Annotated in this window: 15 protein-coding genes and 1 pseudogene; 5 read left to right on the top strand and 11 right to left on the bottom strand. The window is 71.0% G+C overall.

Features of this window, described 5'->3' with window-relative positions; translation table 11 throughout:
• Positions 1 to 7: 7 nt before the first annotated feature.
• The 4 genes from AB0J06_RS22985 to AB0J06_RS22970 form a co-directional block, all read right to left on the bottom strand.
• Complete coding sequence (locus AB0J06_RS22985; RefSeq protein ID WP_357431165.1) at positions 8 to 268, bottom strand: hypothetical protein; 261 nt, start codon at positions 266 to 268, stop codon at positions 8 to 10.
• Positions 269 to 358: 90 nt separating this feature from the next.
• Positions 359 to 748, bottom strand: coding sequence for a TraR/DksA C4-type zinc finger protein (locus tag AB0J06_RS22980; RefSeq protein ID WP_357431163.1), 390 nt, complete (start codon positions 746 to 748; stop codon positions 359 to 361).
• Between the two features lie 73 nt (positions 749 to 821).
• Positions 822 to 1,649, bottom strand: a complete 828-nt coding sequence (locus AB0J06_RS22975; protein ID WP_357431161.1) for a class I SAM-dependent methyltransferase — start codon at positions 1,647 to 1,649, stop codon at positions 822 to 824.
• A 62-nt stretch (positions 1,650 to 1,711) separates the two neighbouring features.
• Positions 1,712 to 2,587, bottom strand: coding sequence for an LLM class flavin-dependent oxidoreductase (locus AB0J06_RS22970; protein WP_357431159.1), 876 nt, complete (start codon positions 2,585 to 2,587; stop codon positions 1,712 to 1,714).
• A gap of 395 nt (positions 2,588 to 2,982) precedes the next feature.
• Between AB0J06_RS22970 and AB0J06_RS22965 the strand changes: the two genes are divergently transcribed.
• From AB0J06_RS22965 to AB0J06_RS22955, 3 genes are all read left to right on the top strand, one after another.
• Complete coding sequence (locus AB0J06_RS22965; protein ID WP_357431157.1) at positions 2,983 to 3,672, top strand: hypothetical protein; 690 nt, start codon at positions 2,983 to 2,985, stop codon at positions 3,670 to 3,672.
• A 313-nt stretch (positions 3,673 to 3,985) separates the two neighbouring features.
• Positions 3,986 to 4,798, top strand: a complete 813-nt coding sequence (locus AB0J06_RS22960) for an alpha/beta hydrolase (protein ID WP_357431155.1) — start codon at positions 3,986 to 3,988, stop codon at positions 4,796 to 4,798.
• Complete coding sequence (locus AB0J06_RS22955; RefSeq protein ID WP_357431153.1) at positions 4,791 to 5,360, top strand: TetR-like C-terminal domain-containing protein; 570 nt, start codon at positions 4,791 to 4,793, stop codon at positions 5,358 to 5,360. The genes AB0J06_RS22960 and AB0J06_RS22955 overlap by 8 nt, the downstream gene beginning before the upstream one ends.
• On the opposite strand, the gene AB0J06_RS22950 is transcribed toward AB0J06_RS22955, so the two are convergent.
• Both AB0J06_RS22950 and AB0J06_RS22945 read right to left on the bottom strand, forming a co-directional pair.
• Positions 5,353 to 7,452: a glycogen debranching N-terminal domain-containing protein gene (locus tag AB0J06_RS22950; RefSeq protein WP_357431151.1), complete on the bottom strand. Its 2,100-nt coding sequence runs from the start codon at positions 7,450 to 7,452 to the stop codon at positions 5,353 to 5,355. The two genes, AB0J06_RS22955 and AB0J06_RS22950, sit on opposite strands and share 8 nt — an antisense overlap.
• Positions 7,442 to 7,822 carry an SCP2 sterol-binding domain-containing protein gene (locus tag AB0J06_RS22945; RefSeq protein WP_357431149.1) on the bottom strand — a complete coding sequence of 127 codons (381 nt, stop codon included), beginning with the start codon at positions 7,820 to 7,822 and terminating at the stop codon, positions 7,442 to 7,444. The genes AB0J06_RS22950 and AB0J06_RS22945 overlap by 11 nt, the downstream gene beginning before the upstream one ends.
• Before the next feature lie 340 nt (positions 7,823 to 8,162).
• Here AB0J06_RS22945 and AB0J06_RS22940 point away from each other — a divergent pair, with 340 nt between their 5' ends.
• The gene (locus AB0J06_RS22940; RefSeq protein ID WP_357431147.1) at positions 8,163 to 8,774 is read left to right on the top strand and encodes a DUF305 domain-containing protein; all 612 of its coding nucleotides are present in this window, start codon (positions 8,163 to 8,165) and stop codon (positions 8,772 to 8,774) included.
• 3 nt (positions 8,775 to 8,777) lie between these two features.
• Here the strand turns inward: AB0J06_RS22940 and AB0J06_RS22935 are convergent, their stop codons facing one another.
• From AB0J06_RS22935 to AB0J06_RS22920, 4 genes are all read right to left on the bottom strand, one after another.
• Positions 8,778 to 9,440: a GNAT family N-acetyltransferase gene (locus tag AB0J06_RS22935; protein ID WP_357431145.1), complete on the bottom strand. Its 663-nt coding sequence runs from the start codon at positions 9,438 to 9,440 to the stop codon at positions 8,778 to 8,780.
• Between the two features lie 10 nt (positions 9,441 to 9,450).
• Positions 9,451 to 11,694 carry a heavy metal translocating P-type ATPase gene (locus AB0J06_RS22930; RefSeq protein ID WP_357431144.1) on the bottom strand — a complete coding sequence of 748 codons (2,244 nt, stop codon included), beginning with the start codon at positions 11,692 to 11,694 and terminating at the stop codon, positions 9,451 to 9,453.
• A 93-nt stretch (positions 11,695 to 11,787) separates the two neighbouring features.
• A complete protein-coding gene (locus AB0J06_RS22925) occupies positions 11,788 to 16,914 on the bottom strand; it encodes an NAD-glutamate dehydrogenase (RefSeq protein ID WP_357431142.1) in 5,127 nt (1,708 codons plus the stop codon).
• A 33-nt stretch (positions 16,915 to 16,947) separates the two neighbouring features.
• A complete protein-coding gene (locus AB0J06_RS22920) occupies positions 16,948 to 17,079 on the bottom strand; it encodes a hypothetical protein (protein WP_357431140.1) in 132 nt (43 codons plus the stop codon).
• A gap of 128 nt (positions 17,080 to 17,207) precedes the next feature.
• On the opposite strand from AB0J06_RS22920, the gene AB0J06_RS22915 reads away from it, so the two are divergent.
• Positions 17,208 to 19,175 carry a penicillin-binding transpeptidase domain-containing protein gene (locus AB0J06_RS22915; RefSeq protein WP_357431138.1) on the top strand — a complete coding sequence of 656 codons (1,968 nt, stop codon included), beginning with the start codon at positions 17,208 to 17,210 and terminating at the stop codon, positions 19,173 to 19,175.
• A gap of 110 nt (positions 19,176 to 19,285) precedes the next feature.
• On the opposite strand, the pseudogene AB0J06_RS22910 reads toward AB0J06_RS22915, so the two are convergent.
• Positions 19,286 to 19,379, bottom strand: a pseudogene (locus AB0J06_RS22910) (adenosylhomocysteinase); the annotation flags it as partial.

Below are 19,379 nucleotides of genomic sequence, written 5' to 3'. Positions count from 1 at the left end.
CGCCGGGTCATTCGTAGAATGTCGCGGCGTGCAGCGTGTCGGCGATGAGCTGCCAGCTCGGTTGCGCCGGCAGCCGGTTGCCGGCCCGCGCCTGCAGCCGGCTCTGGTCGCGCAGGTACGCCGCGCACGCTTCCAGATAGCGGTCCACCGTGACGTTCTCGACCGCGTCCGGCGCGCGGGCGACGTCGTCCGCCAGCCACTGCAGCCAGGTGACGAGGTCGTCTACCGAGCGAACAGCTTTCAGCGGTCGGCCGTCCTCTGCCGTCACCCTGCTCCCCCTCCGGTACGTGCCATCAGCCTCGCACGGCGAGGCCGCGCGCCGACGGTGCGGGCGAATCGGCGGCGGCCGGTTGCGGTGTCAGCGCCGGCGGGCGGAGGCGCAGGTGATGCACGTGCTCGCCGACGGTCGCGCGGCGAGCCGCTCGGCCGCGATCGGCTGCCCGCAGCCCTCACACATGCCGTAGTCGCCGTCCCGGAGCCGCTCGAGCGCCCGGTCCAGGTCCTCGAGCCGGCCTCGCGCCCGCGTCAGCAGCGCGGCGACCTGCGCCCGTTCGAACGCGATCGTCGACCCTTCCGGGTCGTGCTCATCGTCGGTGGCCACCGAGGTCGACGCCTCGATGATGCCGCCCAGGTCGCGGGTCAGGTCCGTGATCTGCTGCGTCGTGCCGGCGCGTTCGGCGGCGAGCGCTTCCCGGATCACCGTCTGCTCCGATGGCGAGGGGCCGGTGCCAGATGTCCGTTCGGTCATGAAGGCTCCAACCTCGGGGCTTAACGCGGCATTCCTTCCACGGGGCGGGCGTGGCATGGACGAGGGCCGGGGTTCACCCGACGCGCCCCGCCGCCAGCACCGCGGCGGTGGGCAGCCCGAGCAGCCCGTCACTGCCGAGGTACGCCGCGGTGAGCCGGTCGTAGTGCCCCTTGATCTGCGCGATCATCTCCGGAGTCTGGCTGGCGATGATGAGTCCGCTCGTCCCGATGCCGTTGACCGCCCCGCTCCACCACTCATCGGGGGCCGCGCGATGCTCCCAGGTGATGGTCTCGCCCGTCAGCTCCGTCAGCGCCGCATCGCTCAACAGACGGGTGAGGCCGTCCGTACTGCGTTCGAAGTCCAGCTCTGCCGCGACGCGCGGCACCGAGTCGGGACGTCTCGCGCCCGCGGCTTCGATGGCCTGCCACCACAGCCGCTGCAGCGGCGGCGGCGGGTGGGGCCAGACCGTGACGGCGATCCGTCCGCCGGGGCGGACCAACCGGCGTAGCTCCCCCAGCGCCGCCGCGGGATCACCGACGTGGTTGATCACGAAGTTGGCGACCGCCGCGTCGAAGACCCCGTCGGGAAAGGGCAGGTCAGGCAGAAGACCATGGCGTACGTCGGCCGCGGGCACCCGACGCCGGGTCAGCTCGACCATGCCCCGCTCGGCGTCGACCGCCGTCACGACCGCACCCCGGGCGCACGCCAGTGCGGCGACCGTCCCCGAACCGGTTCCGACATCCAGCGCCGTGACGCCCGCGTGCACGCCGGCCGCGTCGAGCAGCATCGGCGCGGGGTACGCGCAGAGCTTGGCGAACGTGCGCTCGTAGGCGAGGGCGCGTCCTGTCCACAGGCGACGCTCATGGGCGTCGAACGTCGTCGCTTGGTCCGCCGCGTTCATCCGGCCACCGTAGCCAGCCGCCCCGCGCCAGCACGCAAGGCCCGCCGCGTCGGTCGCGGGCGTTACCGCAGCTGCGGCAACACCTCGGTCGCGACCTTCTCCAGCACCGCCTCGTCGCCGGCGTACCAGCTGGAGCGGCGCGGCCAGTGGGTGATCACGTCGGTGAAGCCGAGCTCGGCCGCCCGCCCCACCGCCTCGGCGAAATAGGCCGGGCTGGAGAGCGAGAAGAGGGGCGCGGAGTCGAGCGACAGGTAACGATCCATGGTGGCCGGAGCGCGACCGGTCGTGGCGAGGACGTCGTCCATCCGCTCTGCCAACTCCGCCACCGACCGCCACCACTGGTCGAGGTCGTCGGAGTCGTTGCCGATGGTCACCCATCCCTGGCCGAACCGGGCCGCCAGCCGCATCGACCGCACGCCGTTGGCCGCCATCACGAACGGCATCCGCGGGCTCTGCACGCAGCCCGGCGTGCTGCGCGCGTCTACCGCCGCGTAGTACGCCCCCTGCCAGGTGACCCGCTCCTCGCGCAGAAGCAGGTCGAGCAGTTCGGTGAACTCGGCGAACCGGTCGACGCGGCTGCGGGGCGGAAGCGTCTCGGCACCGAGGACGGTGGCGTCGAACCCGATGCCGCCCGCCCCCACGCCGACCAGCACCCGCCCGGCGGAGATGTCGTCGAGGGCGGTCACCTGCCGGGCGAAATGCACCGGGTGCCGGAAGTTGGGCGAGGCGACCAGGGTGCCGAGTTTGATCCGTGTGGTCACGGTCGCGGCCGCGGTCAATGTCGGGACCGCGTCGAACCACGGCCCGTCGACCAGATCGCGCCAACCGAGATGGTCGTACGTCCAGGCGTGGTCGAACCCCCACTCCTCCGCCTGCCGCCAGCGGCGCTCGCCCTGCGCCCAGCGCTCGTCGGGAAGGATCACGATGCCCACACGCATGATCGGCAGCCTAGTCGGACCCGGCTCGGCGTGGGCGTCGGACGGAGTGCCGCGGCCGGGAATCGCGGGCGGGACGGCATCGTTACATCTGGTCCGCGCGAATGGGATCGCGCCGTCGCTCCTATCCGGCGGAATTGCCGGCGACCGTCGGGCGTTACATTTGGTCCCCGCGTTTACACCGCGCCACTCCACTGCGAGCCGCACGGTCGGCGGGAATCCGGGACCACCCGTGGTGGTCGCAGATGGTCCCCCCGATAGATCCGCGCCGCACATCGCGGCCGCGTGAGCCGGTTGTTCCGGGTGTTGAGTCCCTGGACTTTGTGTGCCCGATGTCTGTTTTGTCGGCGCCTCTTCGACTTTGCTTTTCAAACCCCCCGAGTGATGGGAACTTTCTCGTGACTTTCAACCGTGAAATCTTCAAGCAGGCTATTTCTGAGCACAAGAACCGCGCTGTTCTGGCGGTGTCCAGCCTCGCGCTCTTCGGCGGACTGGCCGTCGCCAGTCCGGCCGCCGCGGCGAGTCCCGAGCTGCAACTGCCCGCCACGAACGCCGCGGCGGCGCAGCAGATCGTGGCGCAGGCCGACAAGCCGGCTGATGCCAAGGGTGGCGCCCCGTCGGTCGAGCAGCTGATGACCCGCGGTGTGCCGAGCGACCAGTCGACCTATGAGATGACGCCGGAGCGGATGGCGAACGCGAAGGCCATCATCGAGGCCGGTAAGGAGATGAACCTGCCGCCGCGGGCGTGGGTGATCGCGATCGCGACGTCGTTGCAGGAGTCGAAGCTGGACAACCTGGGTCACCTGGGTGACATGAACGACCACGACTCGTTGGGTCTGTTCCAGCAGCGCCCGTCCTCGGGTTGGGGCACGCCGGAGCAGATCACCGACCCGAACTACTCGGCGAAGGCGTTCTACAAGGGCCTGGTCAACGTTGACGGTTACGAGAAGATGCCGCTGACGGTGGCGGCGCAGACCGTGCAGGTTTCGGCGTTCCCGGACCACTACGCGCAGTGGGAGAAGATGGCCGCTGAGCTGGTGCAGGGCACGTACGGCCACGGGCCGTACGCCGACATCGCCAAGGCCTGATAACCAACAGCAGTGCACACCACGTGGGCGCCCCCTCCATCCGGAGGGGGCGCCCACTGGCATATCCAGCACCCGGACGCCACCACGCCGCCCACCCTCTCCCCGTCGATCAAGGACTTCCGCGTCGATCAAGGGCGCATTCACACGATCGGAGATCATTCCGTGCGCATACGTCCTTGATCGACGGCGAGGACGGGGGGGACGGTGAGGACGGGGGGACGGTAAGGACCGGGGGGGGGCAGCGCGGTCGAGTTGACAGGTTAACCTAATGGCATTAGGTTTTGTCCTACGACAACAAGCTTAGGGGGCGGCGATGCGTACGGAGTTCCTGGAAGTGCCGGGCGGCCGGCTGGCATACGAGGTGACCGGGGCGGACGACCGACCGCTCGTGGTCTGCGCGCACGGCATGGGCGACACCCGCGCCTCCTACCGCTTCCTCGCCCCCGCCCTGGTCGAAGCCGGCTACCGGGTCGCGACGATGGACCTGCGTGGACACGGCGAGTCGAGCGCCCACTGGCCGGCATACTCCGCGCGGTCACTCGGCGAGGACATCCTCGCGCTCATCCGGCACCTCGGCGCGCCGGCGACGGTGATCGGGCACTCGATCAGCTGCGGCTCGGCGATCTGGGCGGCCGCGGAGGCGCCCGAGGAGATCACGTCGGTGGCGCTCATCGGTCCGTTCATCCAGGACGCACCGATGAACCCCGTGATGCGGCTGGCCACCGCCGCGGTGCTGCGCAGCCCACGGCTCTGGAGCATGTACTACCGCTCGCTCTACCCCACCGCCAGGCCCGCCGACTTCGCCGACTACGTTCGGGCGCTCCGGGCCAACCTCGGCGGGCCGGGACGGATGGCCGCGGTGCGCGGGCTGATGGGGACGGGTCCGGAGTGCATGGCACGGATTCCCGAGGTGCGCTGCCCGGTGCTCGTCGTGATGGGCACCAGGGACCCGGACTTCCCCGACCCCACGGCCGAGGCGCGCCTCGCGGAGCGGCTCTTCACCCCCGGCGCCGCCCGGGTCGCCGTCGAGCTGGTCGAGGGGGGCGGACACTATCCGCACGCCGAGCTGCCGCAGCTCACCCTCCCCGGGGTGCGGGAATTCCTCGCCGGGGCCGTCCGTGCCTAGGGCCGGCCTGTCGACCGCGGCGGTCGTCGACGCCGCCCTCGCCCTCATCGACGAGCGGGGTGCGGACGCGCTGACGCTGGCCGCCGTGGCGGCCCGGACCGGGGTCGCCACCCCTTCCCTCTATGTGCACGTCCGCAACCTCGCCGAGCTGCGCCGGCTCGTGGCGCAGCGGGTGCTCACCGACATGACCGAGCAGCTCGGAGCCGCCGTGATGGGGCGGGGCGGGGACGACGCCGTTGCCGCCCTGTTCCGGGCCTGGCGGGCGTACGTGCTCGCGTACCCCGCCCGGTACGCCGCCGTCCCGGCCCAGCCACGCGACGAGCCCGCCGTGGCCTCGGCCGCCGCCGGGCTGATGGACGTCGTCCTGGCGGTGCTGACCGGGTACGGGCTGACCGGCTCGGCGGCGATCCACGCCGCCCGCCGGCTCCGCGCCACCGCCCACGGCTTCGCGTCGTTGGAAGCCGCCGGCGGGTTCGGGCTGCCGGAGGACCTGGACACCAGCTACCAGCAGCTGATCGACATGGTGGTGGTGAGCCTGCGGACGTCCGCTCCGGCTACGTGATCGGACGGGCGCCGCCGCCGTGCAGCTCGCGCAGCGGCGACCTGCGGTCGAGTTCGACCCGCTCGCGGCCGAAGGCATCGACCCGCCCCCACCGCCCCGGGATGTCGAGCAGGCCGATCTTTCCGATCCCCACCGGCAACGCGGGCTCCACGATCAGATGCTCGCCGTGCGGCTCCAGCCCCAGCATGGTCCGCAACAGCAGCAGCGGGGTCCCCGTCGACCACGCCTGCGGGCTACACGCCGTCGGATACTGCACCGGATACTTCGTCAGGCCCCGGTCGTAGCCGCCGAAGGCCTCCGGCAGCCGTCCCCCGAAGAACTCGCCGGCGTCGATCATGCCCTCCGCGATGCACCCGGCCTCGGCCTTGAAGCCGTATTTGCGCAGGCCCCAGGCGATGAAGGAGTTGTCCCAGGGCCAGACCGTGCCGACGTGGTAGCCGATCGGGTTGTAGCGCGTTTCCCCCTCGGCGAACGTCCGCACCCCCCAGCCCGAGAAGAGACGCCCGGACAGCAGGTGCTGGGCGACGGACCGGGCCCGATCCTGCGTCACGATGCCGCTCCAGAGCAGATGCCCGATGTTCGAGGAGAGCGAATCGACCAAGCTCCCGTCGGTGTCGAGAGCGAGCGCATAGTACTGGCCGTCCTCGATCCAGAAGTCTCGGTTGAACCGTTCCTTGAGATCGGCCGCCTCCCGCTCCAGGCGGTCCGCCAGGACCGGATCGTTCCAGAACTCCCGCGCCAGCCGCGCGCCCCGCACCTTCGCGTCGTACGCGTAGCCCTGCAGCTCACACGTCGCGCGGGGAAAGTTGGGCAGCCGACCGTCGCGGTAGGAGATCGAGTCCCAGGAGTCCTTCCAACACTGGTTCTCCAGGCCGACCTTCTCGTTGCGGCGCTGGTACCACAGGTAGCCGTTGCCCATCAGGTCGCCGTACTCGTCGATCCACTCCAGCGCCCGCCGCGCCTCCGGCTCGAGCTGCTGCACCAGCGTGCTGTCCCCGGTCCACCGCTCGTACTCGTCGAGCACGATCACGAACAGCGGGGTCGAGTCGGCGCTGCCGTAGTACGGCGAGTGGGGCTGCTCCTCGAAGGCCGCCGTCTCGCCGTACCGCAGCTCGTGCAGGATCTTCCCCGGCTCCTCGTCGCGGAAGTCGTCCAGCTTGCTGCCCTGCAACACCCCGAGCAGCCGCAGCGTCGTGGCGGCAAGGTCCGGCACGAACGGCAGCGTCTGCAGACTGGTGAAGAGGCTGTCCCGCCCGAAGATGGTCATGAACCACGGGAGCCCGGCGGCCGGTACGGACTGCCCGCCGTAGCTCAGCGGCGTGTAGCGCAGCGCGGCGAGGTCGACCATGCTGCGCCGGTAGGTCGTGGCGAGGGCCTGGTTGTCGGTCTCCAACCGCGGCGCCTGGTCGAGCCACTTGTTCAGCTCCTCCTGCATCTGCACCTTGGCGCGGCCGTGGCGACCCTGCAGGTTGGACCGCAGGTCGCGTCCGCCCGCCCCGAGGATGACGGTCTGCACGTGCAGATTCGTGGTCCAGCTCTGCTGCGGATCGATGTGCGCGGTGAAGGTGAACCCCTGAGCATCGATGTCGGCGGGTTCGGTCGCGCTCACCACCGTTTCCCGCCGGAAGGTCTCCCGCTCGTATCCCAGCCGCAACACCCCGTCCTCGACCCGGACGTACGGTTGCCCCTTCTTCTGCTGCACATCCTTGATCTCGAACAGGTCGGCGAAGTCGCAGCCCATGTCGATCCGGATCGTCACGTCCATCGCCTTGTCGGCGTGGTTCAGGACGGTCAACTGCTCGTCGAAGCTGCTGCCGATGGAACGCTGCCGGATGACCGACACCTTGGCGTCGACATAATGCGTCGGGGCGCCCGGCACGAGGAAGAACCTCGTCTCGAAATACTGGAGGTCGTCGACGGAGAGCGCGTTCAGGGATTCTCCGTTCACCTTCAGCTGCCACTTCGACAGGAACCGCGTGTCGAACGAGAAGAAGCCGGTCGGCACGCTCGGCGACGCGTCGATGTCCCCCGTGTCGTTGCTGACCACGAAGGTGTTGCCGTCCAGGATCCGGACGAGGGCGTTACCGCTCATGGCGCCACCGCCCCCGCGTCGCCGGCCGAGGATGGCGCGCGCTGGGCGGGCCGGGTAGAAGCCGCTCGAAGAGCACCAGCAGCCGCAGGTTCCCCTCGACGGTGAGCCGGTTACGCAGCATCGAGGCGAACGTGTTCGTCTCGCCGGCGGCCATCTTGTCGAAGAGCGCCTGTTCGGCGCGGACCACGCAGTCCGCGGGCCGCTCCTCCTGCGTCACCGCGACGTCGCCCTTGCTGATTGCCAGGTGCCAGTGGTCGACCTGCTGGTCGTGCTCCAGGTCGAAGCGCAGGCTGCCCTGCACCTTCTCCAGTAGGGCCTCGTGCCCCCGCCGGCCGATCCCGGTGAAGAGTTCCGTGGTCGGACTCGCCATCAACCTCTCCCTTCCGCCTGACCGGCAGCGTCGCTCCGCAGGAGGTGATCGGGCATCACCCGCGGCGGGTGAGATGGGCATAGCGCGGTCCGCGGGCCCCGCGATGACTAGGATTTCTGGTGTGGCCCGGGCGACCCGCCCTGGCGAAGGTCACCGCCGGGCTGCGACGGCACGAGCCGACACAGCGAGCCGGCCAACCTGACCGCGGCGTCCGCACGGCGCCCGTACGCCTCTGCCGCCGGTCCGGCCGCAGCTTCCCTCGCGCTGCTCAACCCCCGTCGTCGCCGTTGCCGCACGGCACCCCGGCACCAACCGGGGAGTGGGAAGGAGTGAGCACGTCATGCAGAGCATCCGGTCGATCAACGGGCGGGCAAGGGTCGCGCTCGTGACCGCTGCCGCGCTCCTGCTGCTGCCGGCCGCGTGCGGCGATGAGACCTCGCACGACGGCCGGCCGGGTCCGGTCACCGATCACTTCGATCAGGAATCACGCCATAACGACGCCGACATCGCGTTCCTGCAGGGCATGATCCCGCACCACCGGCAGGCGGTGGAGATGGCGGCCCTCGCCGAGAGCCGCGCCCGCAACGCCGACGTCAAGATGCTCGCGGAGCAGATCAAGCTGGTGCAGGCAGCGGAGATCACGCAGCTCAACGCCTGGCTGACCGAATGGAACGCCCCCGTACCGTCCCCGGCGGCCGCCGTGCACGGCCAGCATGACACCGTGCCGGGGATGGCGACCGAGCAGAAGCTCGCCGACCTGGAGAACGCCGAGGGAGCCGAGTTCGACCGGGCGTTCCTGGAGATGATGATCGGCCACCACGAGGGGGCGCGGCAGATGGCCGTCACCGAGCAGCGGGAGGGCCAGCATCCGGGCGTGCGGGAGTTGGCCACCCGGATCGAGAAGGCGCAGGGGAACGAGATCGAACAGATGCGGCGGACGCAGGCGAACTAGGCGTCACTCCTCGAAGACGCCGTACGCCTTCCAGCCCCGGTCGGCGAAGCCGGCCGCCTCGGCGACCCGCGCGGACGCCGCGTTGTGCACGTCGTGCAGGTACGTCGGGACGAAGCCCTCGTCGAGCACCCGCCGCGCCGCCTGGGCCACCAGGTGACGCGCCAGCCCCCGGCCGCGCGCGGCCGGGTCGGTACCCACCGAGAGTTCGCGCCCGTAGCGGTCGTGTCGCTTGATCCCGACGCCGGCGAGGTAGCCGCCCTCACTGTCGCGCGCCAGCAGCACCTGGCCGCCGAACGGGCGCAGCCAGAGCGGCACCACCGCGTCCTCCGCCGACACCCACTCCCCCACCTCGGGCAGGGGCGTCGGCGTGAGCGTGTAGCGGAACACCGCGCGGTACGCCTGCCAGCCGTCGTACCCGACCGCCGACGGCAGCTTTGCGAGCAGGTCATTGACGGGGAGCGCGGCGAGCGCCCGCACCGCTTCGACCCGGGGCGGTGGGACCGAGAGCACCGCGCCGCCGGGAGCGCCCACGCCGACGACTGGATGGACACGCCCGTCCCACCCCGGTCGGGTGCGCCGGTCGGACCCGACGACGTGCAGGGCGCGTCCCGCCGGCCACTGTCCCAGCCACGTCGCGAGGTGGTGGTAGAGGCGCTTGTCGAGCATCGACGCACTCCTAACGGAATCGCCGCAGACGCAGACTGTTGGACACCACGAACAGCGATGACAGCGCCATCGCCGCGCCGGCGATCATCGGACTGAGCAGCCCCGCCGCGGCCAGCGGCAGAGCCGCCACGTTGTAGGCGAAAGCCCAGAACAAATTGCTCTTGATTGTGCGCAGCGTACGCCGGGAAAGCCGGATCGCGGTGACCGCAACGGTCAGGTCGCCGCGGACCAGCGTCACGTCGGACGCCTCGATCGCCACGTCCGTGCCGGTCCCGAGGGCCAGGCCGAGGTCGGCGCGGGCGAGCGCCGCCGCGTCGTTGACGCCGTCACCGACCATCGCGACGACCCGCCCCTGCTCCTGGAGCCGACGTACCACGTCGACCTTGTCGGCTGGGAGCACCTCGGCGATCACCTCGTCGACGCCGACCTCCCGCGCCACGCTCCGCGCGACCGCCGCGTTGTCTCCGGTGAGCAGCACCGGAGTCAGTCCCAGGCGGCGCAGCCCGGCCACCGCGGCGGCGCTGGTCGGTTTGACCGCGTCGGCGACCACGAGCAGTCCGCGTACCCGCTCGTCCCAGCTGACCGCGACCGCCGTCCGCCCGCCGGACGCGGCGTCCGCGGCCGCGGCCGCGAGGGGCACCGGGAGAGGTTCGGCGGACGCGAGCGGGCCGGCGGGCGCCGCGCGCCCGACCGTGACCTCGCGCCCGTCGACCGTGCCGCGCACGCCGATCCCTTCGGTGCTGCGGAAGCCCTGAACCGGGGCGAGCGGGACCGGCGCGGCCTGCGCGATGGCCCGGCCGATCGGGTGTTCGGAGGCGGCCTCGACCGCGGCCGCGAGGCGCAGCAGCTCGGCGGGGTCTTCGCCGGTGGCCGGGACGGTCGCGACCAGGGTCATCCGGCCGGTCGTCACCGTGCCGGTCTTGTCGAGGATCACGGTATCGATCCGCTGCGCCGACTCCAGCGCCTCCGGTCCCTTGATCAGGATGCCGAGCTGCGCGCCGCGCCCGGTTCCGACCAGCAGCGCGGTCGGCGTGGCCAGGCCGAGCGCACACGGACAGGCGATGATGAGCACGGCGACCGCGGCGGTGAACGCCGCCGCCGGGCCCTGGTCGGTGCCGAGCCAGAAGCCGAGAGTGCCGACCGCGAGCGCGATCACGACCGGCACGAAGACCGCCGCGACACGGTCGGCGAGGCGCTGCGCCTGCGCCTTGCCGCTCTGCGCCTCCTCGACGAGACGGGCCATCCGGGCCAGTTGGGTGTCCGCGCCGACGCGGGTCGCGGTGACCACGAGGCGGCCCCCCGCGTTGAGCGTGCCGCCGACGACGGCGGCCCCGGGCCCCACCTCGACCGGCACGGACTCGCCGGTGAGCAGCGCCGCGTCCACCGCCGAGGACCCCTCCTCGACCACGCCGTCGGTCGCGATCTTCTCTCCCGGGCGCACGACGAACCGGTCCCCCGGCGTCAGCCGCTCGACCGGCACCCGCAGCTCGGCCCCGTCGCGGAGCACCGCGACGTCCTTCGCGCCCAGGTCGAGGAGCGCCCGCAGGGCCGCGCCGGCCGCGCGTTTGGCCCGCGCCTCCACGTACCGGCCGGCGAGGATGAACAGGGTCACCCCGGCGGCGGCCTCCAGGTAGATCGAGCCGGCCCCCTCGCCGCGGGTGATCGTGAGCTCGAACGGATGCCGCATGCCGGGCATGCCGGCCGTGCCGAAGAGGAGCGCCCAGAGCGACCAGCCGAACGCGGCCAGCGTGCCGATCGACACCAGGGTGTCCATGCTGGCGGCGCCGTGCCGCAGGTTGATGAACGCGGCACGGTGGAACGGCGCGCCGCCCCAGACCACGACCGGGGCGGCGAGGGTCAACGAGAGCCACTGCCAGTTGGTGAACTGCAGCGCCGGCACCATGGCCAGCACGATGACCGGCAGGGTGAGCAGGAGCGAGACCCGCAGCCGGGTACGGAGCGCGGCCAACTCCTCGGGGCGACCGGCCGGCGCGTCGGGCGGCTCGACCGGAGCCGGGAGGCGCGCCGTGTAGCCGGCCTTCTCCACCACCGCGATCAGATCGTCGGCGCTGATCCCGCCGTCGGCGTTGACCGTGGCCTTCTCGGTCGCGTAGTTGACCGTCGCGGTGACCCCGTCGAGGCGGTTGAGCTTCTTCTCGATCCGGGACGCACACGAGGCACAGGTCATGCCACCGATCGCGAACTCGATCCGGTTGACCGCCACGGTGCCTCCCCGGTGCTCGCCGCGGCCCACCAGCGTACCCGTACCCCCACCAGGTATTGATCGAATGCGATTGTGGGGGTTCGTGGCGACAGCGCCGCCACGAACCCCCACGACCGACGTCCGTTACACGGCGGCCGCCGAGGTGCGCACCAGGGTGCGGATCTGGCGCAGCAGCACGGAGAGCGCCGCCAGATCGGCCGGCGAGTCGTCGAACTCGCTCATCGCGTTGTGCGCCCGCGTGATCGCAGTCTCGTTGGACTGCTCCCACTCGTTCACCCGCTCCTCCGCCGACGCCGACTCGGCCGTCGAGCCGAGCACCTCCGTCGTGAGCGCGGCGAGCGCCGCGTAGAGGTCGTAGCGGAGCGCCATCCGGGCGAGCGTCTGCCACCGGTCCTCGCGCGGCAGCAACGAGATCTTCGACAGCAGCGAGTCGACCCGGAACCGCTCGGAGAGCACGAAGTAGACCTCCGCCACCTCACCGACGTCCCGACCGGTCGAGGCCGCCGTCTCCACCACGTCGAGCAGCCCGAAGCTGTACATCAGGCGGGTCGCCTGCACAGAGATCTCCGACGGCACGCCGCGCTCGGCCATCTCGGCCGCGTGCGCCTCCAGCGCCTGCCGCTCACTGCCCTGGAACAGGGTCCCCAGCCTGGTCAGCAGCTGGGAAACCCCGGGCCGCAGCCGGGTCACCTCGCCCGGGACGTCCAGCGGGGACCGCCGGTTCGCCACCAGCCACCGCACCGCCCGGTCGAGCAGGCGCCGCGTCTCCAGGTAGACCGACGTCTGCGCCTCGGTCGAGATCCTGTTGTCCAGCGCCTCCACCGCCGTCCAGAGCTCGCCCAGCCCGTAGACGTCGCGGACCACCACGTAGGCGCGGATCACGTCCGCGGCCGACGCGCCCGTCTCCTCCACGGCGCGGTAGACGAACGAGATACCACCGCGGTTGATCACCTCGTTGACGAGGGCGGTCGTCACGATCTCGCGGCGCAGCCGGTGACCGGCCATCCGGTCGGCGTACCGCTCCCGCAGCGGCGTCGGGAAGTAGTCGGTCAGGACCGTGTTGGTCCACTCCTCGTCGGGCAGCTGCTCGTGCAGGATCTCCCGCTCCAGCACGATCTTGGCGTACGCCATCAGCACCGCGAACTCCGGCACGGTCAGCCCCGCCGTGCCGGCCTCGGCCCGCGCGTTCAACTGATCCTCGCTCGGCAGCGCCTCCAGTTCGCGGTCGAGCTGACCGCTCCGTTCCAGGTCGGCGATCATGCGGCGGTGCACCGGCAGCAGCGACAGCGACTGGGCCTTCGCGATGCCGAGCGCCCGCGCCTGGTCGTAGTTGTCGCGCAGCACCAACTCGGCGACCTCGTCGGTCATCTCCGCCAACAGGGCGTCGCGGTCCGGCAGGCTCAGCTCGCCGTCCGCCACCGCCCCGCCCAGCAGGATCTTGATGTTGACCTCGTGGTCCGAGCAGTCCACGCCCGCCGAGTTGTCGATGAAGTCGGTGTAGATCCGGCCGCCCTGGAGCGCGTACTCGATCCGGCCCCGCTGGGTCAGGCCCAGGTTGCCGCCCTCGCCGACCACCTTCGTCCGCAACTGCCGGCCGCTGACCCGGATCGCGTCGTTCGACTTGTCGCCCACCTCCGCGTTCGACTCCGTCGACGCCTTGACGTAGGTCCCGATGCCGCCGTTCCAGAGCAGGTCCACCGGGGCCTGCAGGATCGCCTTCATCAACTCCGCCGGCGACATCGTCACGACCGACTCGTCCAGGCCGAGCGCCGCGCGCACCTGCGGTGTGATCGTGAGCGACTTCGCCGTACGCGGGTAGACGCCCCCGCCCTCCGAGATGAGCGACTGGTCATAGTCGGCCCACGACGAGCGCGGCAGGTCGAACAGCCGCCGCCGCTCCGCGTACGACGTCGCGGGATCCGGATCGGGGTCGACGAAAATGTGCCGGTGGTCGAAGGCGGCGACCAGACGGATGTGCTGCGACAGCAGCATCCCGTTGCCGAACACGTCCCCGGACATGTCGCCGACGCCGACGACCGTGAAGTCCTGCGTCTGGGTGTCCACCCCCATGTCCCGGAAGTGGCGCTTCACCGACTCCCAGGCGCCCCGCGCGGTGATCCCCATCTTCTTGTGGTCGTAGCCCGCGGAGCCGCCGGAGGCGAAGGCGTCGCCCAGCCAGAACCCGTGGCCCACCGAGATCGCGTTGGCGATGTCGGAGAAGGTCGCCGTCCCCTTGTCGGCGGCGACCACCAGGTATGGGTCGTCGCCGTCGTGACGCACCACGTCGGGCGGCGGCACGATCCCGCCGGCCACGATGTTGTCGGTGACATCCAGCAGGGCCGAGATGAACTGCTTGTAGCAGGCGACCGCCTCGTCCCGGTCCCCCGCCGCCTGCTTCAGAACGAACCCGCCCTTCGCGCCCACCGGCACGATCACCGCGTTCTTCACCATCTGCGCCTTGACCAGCCCCAGCACCTCGGTACGGAAGTCCTCGCGCCGGTCCGACCAGCGCAGGCCACCCCGCGCCACCGCGCCGAAGCGCAGATGCACGCCCTCGAACCGCGGCGAGTAGACGAAGATCTCGTACTTGGGCCGCGGCGCCGGCAGCTCGGGGACCGCCTGCGGGTCCAGCTTGAACGCCACGTACGACTTGGGGCGTCCCTCGGTCGAGCGCTGGTAGAAGCTGGTCCGCAGGGTCGCCTGGATGAGCGTCAGATAGGCGCGCAGGATGCGGTCCTGGTCGAGGCTCGTCACGCCGTCGAGCTCCTGGCGGATCGCGCCGATCAGCTCCTTGCCGCGCAGCTGCCGTTCCTCATCGGCGAGCCGCAGCGCCGGGGAGAACCGGTTCTCGAACAGCTCGACGAGCAACGCCGCGATCGCCGGGTAGGCGATGAACGTCGACTCCATGTACTCCTGCGAGAAGACGGTGCCCGCCTGGCGCAGATACTTCGCGTACGCCCGCAGCACCACCACCTGCCGCCACGTCAGCCCGGCACGCAGCACCAGCTCGTTGAAGCCGTCGACCTCCGCCTCGCCCCGCCAGGTCGCCGAGAAGGCGTTCTCCACGTGCGGGCGGACCTCGGCCAGCTCCCGCGCGCCGGACGGCAACTGCAGCCCGAAGTCGTACAGGTAGATCGTGCTGTCCTCGCGGTTGATCTCGTACGGGTGCTCGTCCACCACCCGCACGCCGAGGGAGTGCAGCACGGGCAGGACGGCGGAGAGCACCATCGGCTCGCCGTACCGGTAGACCTTGAACCGGACGGTCAGGTCGTCCTCTCCGGCCTCCATCGCGCGCTGCGCGGTCTGCCAGGTGCGGAACAGGTGCATCTCCAGCTGCCCCGGCTCTTCGAGCAGTTCCAGCTTGGCGAGGTCCTTCACCGCCTCGTACGGCGTGTGCTCGTCTTTGTAACCGTCCGGGAACGCCTTCGTGTAGCGGCCGAACAGCGCCTTGGCCTGCTCGTCGCCGAGCTTGCGCTCGAGCACCAGGCGGAAGTCGTCGTCCCAGAGCCGCGTCGCGTCGGCGAGCAGTTCGGCGAGCGCGTCCACGTCCACGGTGCCGGGGGGATCGGCCGGGTCGGTACGCACGATGAAGTGCACCCGGGCCAGCATCGACTCCGTCACCCTGGTCGTGTAGTCGACGCCGATGCCGTTGAGCTGCCGCAGCAGGATGTCCTGCATGCGCAGCCGGTTCTGGGTGGTGAACCGGTCGCGGGGCAGGTAGATGAGGCAGGAGATGAACCGGCCGTAGCCGTCGCGGCGCAGGAAGAGCCGCAGCTGCCGGCGCCCGGCCATCCGCAGCACGCCGACGACGGCGTGGTAGAGATCGTCGGTCTTGATCTGGAAGAGCTCGTCGCGCGGATAGGTCTCCAGGATCTGCAGCAGATCCTTGCCGGAGTGGCTGCGCGGGCTCAGCCCGGAACGGTCGAGCACCTCGGCGACCTTGCGGCGCACCACCGGCAACTCCCGCACGCTGGTGCGGTAGGCGGCCGTGGCGAAGAGGCCCAGGAAACGCCGCTCCCCGATGACCTCACCGCGCTCGTCGAAGATCTTGAAACCGATGTAATCGAGGTAGGCCGAGCGGTGCACGGTCGCCCGCGAGTTGGCCTTGGTGATGATGAGCAGGCGCTTCTCCAGCACCTTGGCAGCCGCCTCGGGTGTCATCGAGGAGAGCCGCCGCGGCGCGGTCTGATCCTGACGGAGGATGCCGAGCCCGGTGCCGAGCACCGCCTCCAGCGCCTTGTCCCCGGTCGGCTTGTCCCCGGTCGGCTTGTCTCCCGTCGCGCCGTCCCCGTTCCCGACGTCGACGAGGCGGTATTCGCGGTAGCCGAGGAAGGTGAAGTGCTCGTGGGCGAGCCAGCGCAGCAGCTCGACCGAGTCGGCGATGTCCTTCTCGGGCACGGGCGGGGCGGCGTCGGACTTGCGGGCCGCGGAGAGGTCGTCGGCGAGGTCGAGGGCGCGCTGGCGCATCTTCGGCCAGTCCTCCACCGCCTCTCGTACGTCGGTCAGGACCCGCTGCAGCTCACTGCGGAGCTGCTCACGGTCGGCCGGGTCGCGCACCGGGTCGGTCTCGACGCGCATCCAGCTCTCGACGATGTCGCCGTCGATGGCGTCGTCCGGCTCGACATCGGCAGCCACCTCGGTGAGCCGACCCAGCGGCTCGCGGCGCACCACGACGAGCGGGTGCACCAGCAGATGCACGTCGAGATGATGGGCGGTGAGCAGCGCGGTCACCGAGTCGACCAGGAACGGCATGTCGTCGGTGACGATCTCGATCACGGTGTGGTGCTGCTCGCCCTGCGGTTCGCCGATGCGCAGCTTCAGCTCACCCTGCACGCGCTGCTCGGCCAGCTCCCGGTGCGCCTGGGCCGCCGCCAGCATCTCCAGCGGCGTGTAGTCGATCAGCTCCTCGTCCGGGGCGAACCGCCAGAAACGGTCGACCAGGCACGCCGCGTCGTGGTCGTCGGCGGCAAGGGCGACCGCCTGCGCGACGAGCCGCTCGGCGTTGGGCACCGACTCGTCGAGCTCCGCGTCGTCGCCATCCTCGACACCGGAGTCACTCGCCACCGCGCCGTCGTAGAGCGGGTCGAGGCCGGCCCGCGGGTCGAGCGCCTCCTCGAACGGTCCCGGTTGCCCGGTCGAGCCCTGCGGCCCGGGCTCTTCGTCACTGACTGCGGGGTCCAGGTGGTCGGATCTGTCACTTCCGCCTGGCCGCAGCTCGGATTTCGGCTCGGTCGCCGGACGCCGGTCCATTGGTGCCACTCCCCTCGCCCACCACGTTGTGGGTCACGTCTTCGCCCAGCCTATGCCCTGCAGATCAACAACCAGGATCGGCAGAGCGGGTGTGACCTCGGCAAGGCGATTGTGATCTACAACACTTGTTGTCGGTGCGCCACGTCCGCCCTGCTGAATACCCATACGCGCCATCTTCCTCACCCCATCGGAACATGATCCAGTCAGGTGAGAGATGACGCATGGGTCACGAGAAGGACACACCGCGTACTACGGTCAGAATCCCACCCCCGCATGCCCGGAAGGTGACCGCGATGCGCCGGCCGTACCCCCCTCTGCGATTGAACCGCGTCCCACGCCGGCCAGCCGCGGCACTGACCTGCCTCGCGCTCGCGGTCGGTCTGGTCGCCGGCTGCTCCAGCAGCGACGGGCCGGAGAAGGCGGTCGACGCCTTCCTCGCCGGGTGGCCCACGGGGAAACTGGACAAAGTCGGCTTCCTGAACGCCGCCGGCCAGCGGATTCCGGCCGCGGACGTCGCCAATCAGCTCAAGCAGCTCTCCGGCGAGCTGGCGGACAAACCGCCCACGCTGCGCCGCGAGGGTGACGCGAAGGTCACCAAGGACACCGCGACCGCGACGGTCACCGTCGACTGGACGCTGCCGGGGGCCGTGCACTGGAAGTACCCGACCACGGTGCGCCTCAAGCAGGCGAACGATGACAACTGGCAGGTCATCTGGGAGCCGACGCTGGTCCAGGAGAAGCTCACCGCCGGCGACGAGCTCTCGGTGCGACGCCTGCCGTCGCCGCGGGCCGCCGTCCTGGACGCCGCGGGCCAGCCGATCGTGGCACCGCGGACGGTGATCCAGGTCGGTGTGCAGCCCAACGAGGTCACCGACCCGGCCGCCCTGGTCAAGCAGCTGGACGCCGCGTTCAAGGCGGTCCGCCCGGCGATCAACCCGCCGATCGACGTGTCCGGCCTGCCGAAGCGGCTCAAGGAGGCGAAGCCCGACGCCTTCGTCGAGGTCGTGGTCCTGCGCGAACCCGCGTACCGGCAGATCAAGTCACGCATCTACGACCTGCCCGGCACGAAGTTCCGCGACGAGCAGCGCGACCTGGCGCCGACCCGGGAGTTCGCCCGCGCCCTGCTCGGCTCGGTCGACCCGGTTCAGAAGGACGACATGGACGCCAACCCCGGCCAGTTCGTGATCGGTGACGTGGTGGGTCACGGCGGTCTGCAGGGCCGGTACGACAAGGAGCTGCGCGGTGCCCCCGGGATCTCCGTGATCGTGGCCCGCAAGGGTCCCGATGGCACCGTCGCCCCGACCGACACCGAACTGTTCCGCGCCGAGCCGAAAGCCGGCACCCCACTGAAGACCACGCTCGACGTCGCGGCGCAGACCGCCGCCGACGGGGCGCTGCGCGGCGTGGCGCAGCGCAGCGCGCTGGTCGCGATGCGGATCAGCGACGGCGCCGTCGTGGCGGTGGCGAACGGGCCCGACGGCGGCGCGGAGAACCTTGCCCTGACCGCGCAGGTGCCGCCGGGCTCCACGTTCAAGATGGTGAGCACGCTCGGCCTGCTCGACGCCGGCGCGGTCAGCCTCGACGCCCCGGTCGCCTGTCCCAAGAGGTCCACCGTCGACGGCCGCTCATTCAAGAACTCCGACAACTTCGAGCTCGGCACCGTGCCCTTCCGGGTCGACTTCGCGAAGTCGTGCAACACCGCGTTCGCCACCCTGGCGCCGAAGCTCGGTGACCAGGGGCTGGCGACCGCCGGGCGCAGCCTGGGCCTGGAGGGCTCCTGGACGCTCGGCGTCGACACCTTCACCGGCAAGGTCTCCGTCGGCGGCTCGGGGGCGGAGCGGGCGGCGGCCGCCTTCGGCCAGGGCACCACGGTGGTCAGCCCGGTCGCGATGGCGGCGGCGACCGCGGCCGTGGCTCGCGGCCAGTGGCAGCCGCCGACGCTGCTGCTCGAACCGGCGCCGGACACGAAGTCGCCGGCCGGCGCGAAGCTGAAGGACAGTTCGGTCGGGCCCCTGCGCACCATGATGCGCGAGGTGGTCACGGCGGGGACGGCGGCGACGCTCGCGAAGGTGCCGGGTGGTCCGGTGCACGGCAAGACCGGGACCGCCGAGTACGACAACAATCCCGCGCACACGCACGCGTGGTTCGTCGGCTGGCAGGGGGACGTCGCGTTCGCGGTCTTCGTCGAGAAGGGCGGGTCGAGTTCCACGACGGCCGTCCCGATCGCCGATCGCTTCCTGCGCGGTCTCACCGCGAGGTGACCCTGCGCGACGCTCGCCGCCCGCTGCCCCGCCTCCCCGCGAAAATCGCCGGAACGGGCGGCGGCGGGCGCGCCGTCGGCCTCGCCTAGGCGCCGGCGTCGCCGAGCGGTCGTGAAGAGCTCGATCTGCGCGAGGGTCTGGTTGGCGAACGAGTTGGACATGACGAAGCTGGGGTGTCCGGTGGCGTTGCCGAGGTTCAGCAGC

This window comes from Micromonospora sp. NPDC049679 (assembly GCF_040659735.1).
In the GTDB taxonomy this organism is placed as follows: Bacteria; Actinomycetota; Actinomycetes; order Mycobacteriales; family Micromonosporaceae; genus Micromonospora_I.
This window is presented reverse-complemented; position numbering and strand designations above follow the sequence as displayed.

Excerpts from the sequence above, each read along its gene's own strand:
- AB0J06_RS22980 (WP_357431163.1), bottom strand. The coding sequence starts at position 748 with ATGACCGAACGGACATCTGGCACCGGCCCCTCGCCATCGGAGCAGACG.
- AB0J06_RS22975 (WP_357431161.1), bottom strand. The coding sequence starts at position 1,649 with ATGAACGCGGCGGACCAAGCGACGACGTTCGACGCCCATGAGCGTCGC.
- AB0J06_RS22970 (WP_357431159.1), bottom strand. The coding sequence starts at position 2,587 with ATGCGTGTGGGCATCGTGATCCTTCCCGACGAGCGCTGGGCGCAGGGC.
- AB0J06_RS22960 (WP_357431155.1), top strand. The coding sequence starts at position 3,986 with ATGCGTACGGAGTTCCTGGAAGTGCCGGGCGGCCGGCTGGCATACGAG.
- AB0J06_RS22950 (WP_357431151.1), bottom strand. The coding sequence starts at position 7,452 with ATGAGCGGTAACGCCCTCGTCCGGATCCTGGACGGCAACACCTTCGTG.
- AB0J06_RS22945 (WP_357431149.1), bottom strand. The coding sequence starts at position 7,822 with ATGGCGAGTCCGACCACGGAACTCTTCACCGGGATCGGCCGGCGGGGG.
- AB0J06_RS22940 (WP_357431147.1), top strand. The coding sequence starts at position 8,163 with ATGCAGAGCATCCGGTCGATCAACGGGCGGGCAAGGGTCGCGCTCGTG.
- AB0J06_RS22935 (WP_357431145.1), bottom strand. The coding sequence starts at position 9,440 with ATGCTCGACAAGCGCCTCTACCACCACCTCGCGACGTGGCTGGGACAG.
- AB0J06_RS22925 (WP_357431142.1), bottom strand. The coding sequence starts at position 16,914 with ATGGACCGGCGTCCGGCGACCGAGCCGAAATCCGAGCTGCGGCCAGGC.
- AB0J06_RS22920 (WP_357431140.1), bottom strand. The coding sequence starts at position 17,079 with ATGGGTATTCAGCAGGGCGGACGTGGCGCACCGACAACAAGTGTTGTA.
- AB0J06_RS22915 (WP_357431138.1), top strand. The coding sequence starts at position 17,208 with ATGCGCCGGCCGTACCCCCCTCTGCGATTGAACCGCGTCCCACGCCGG.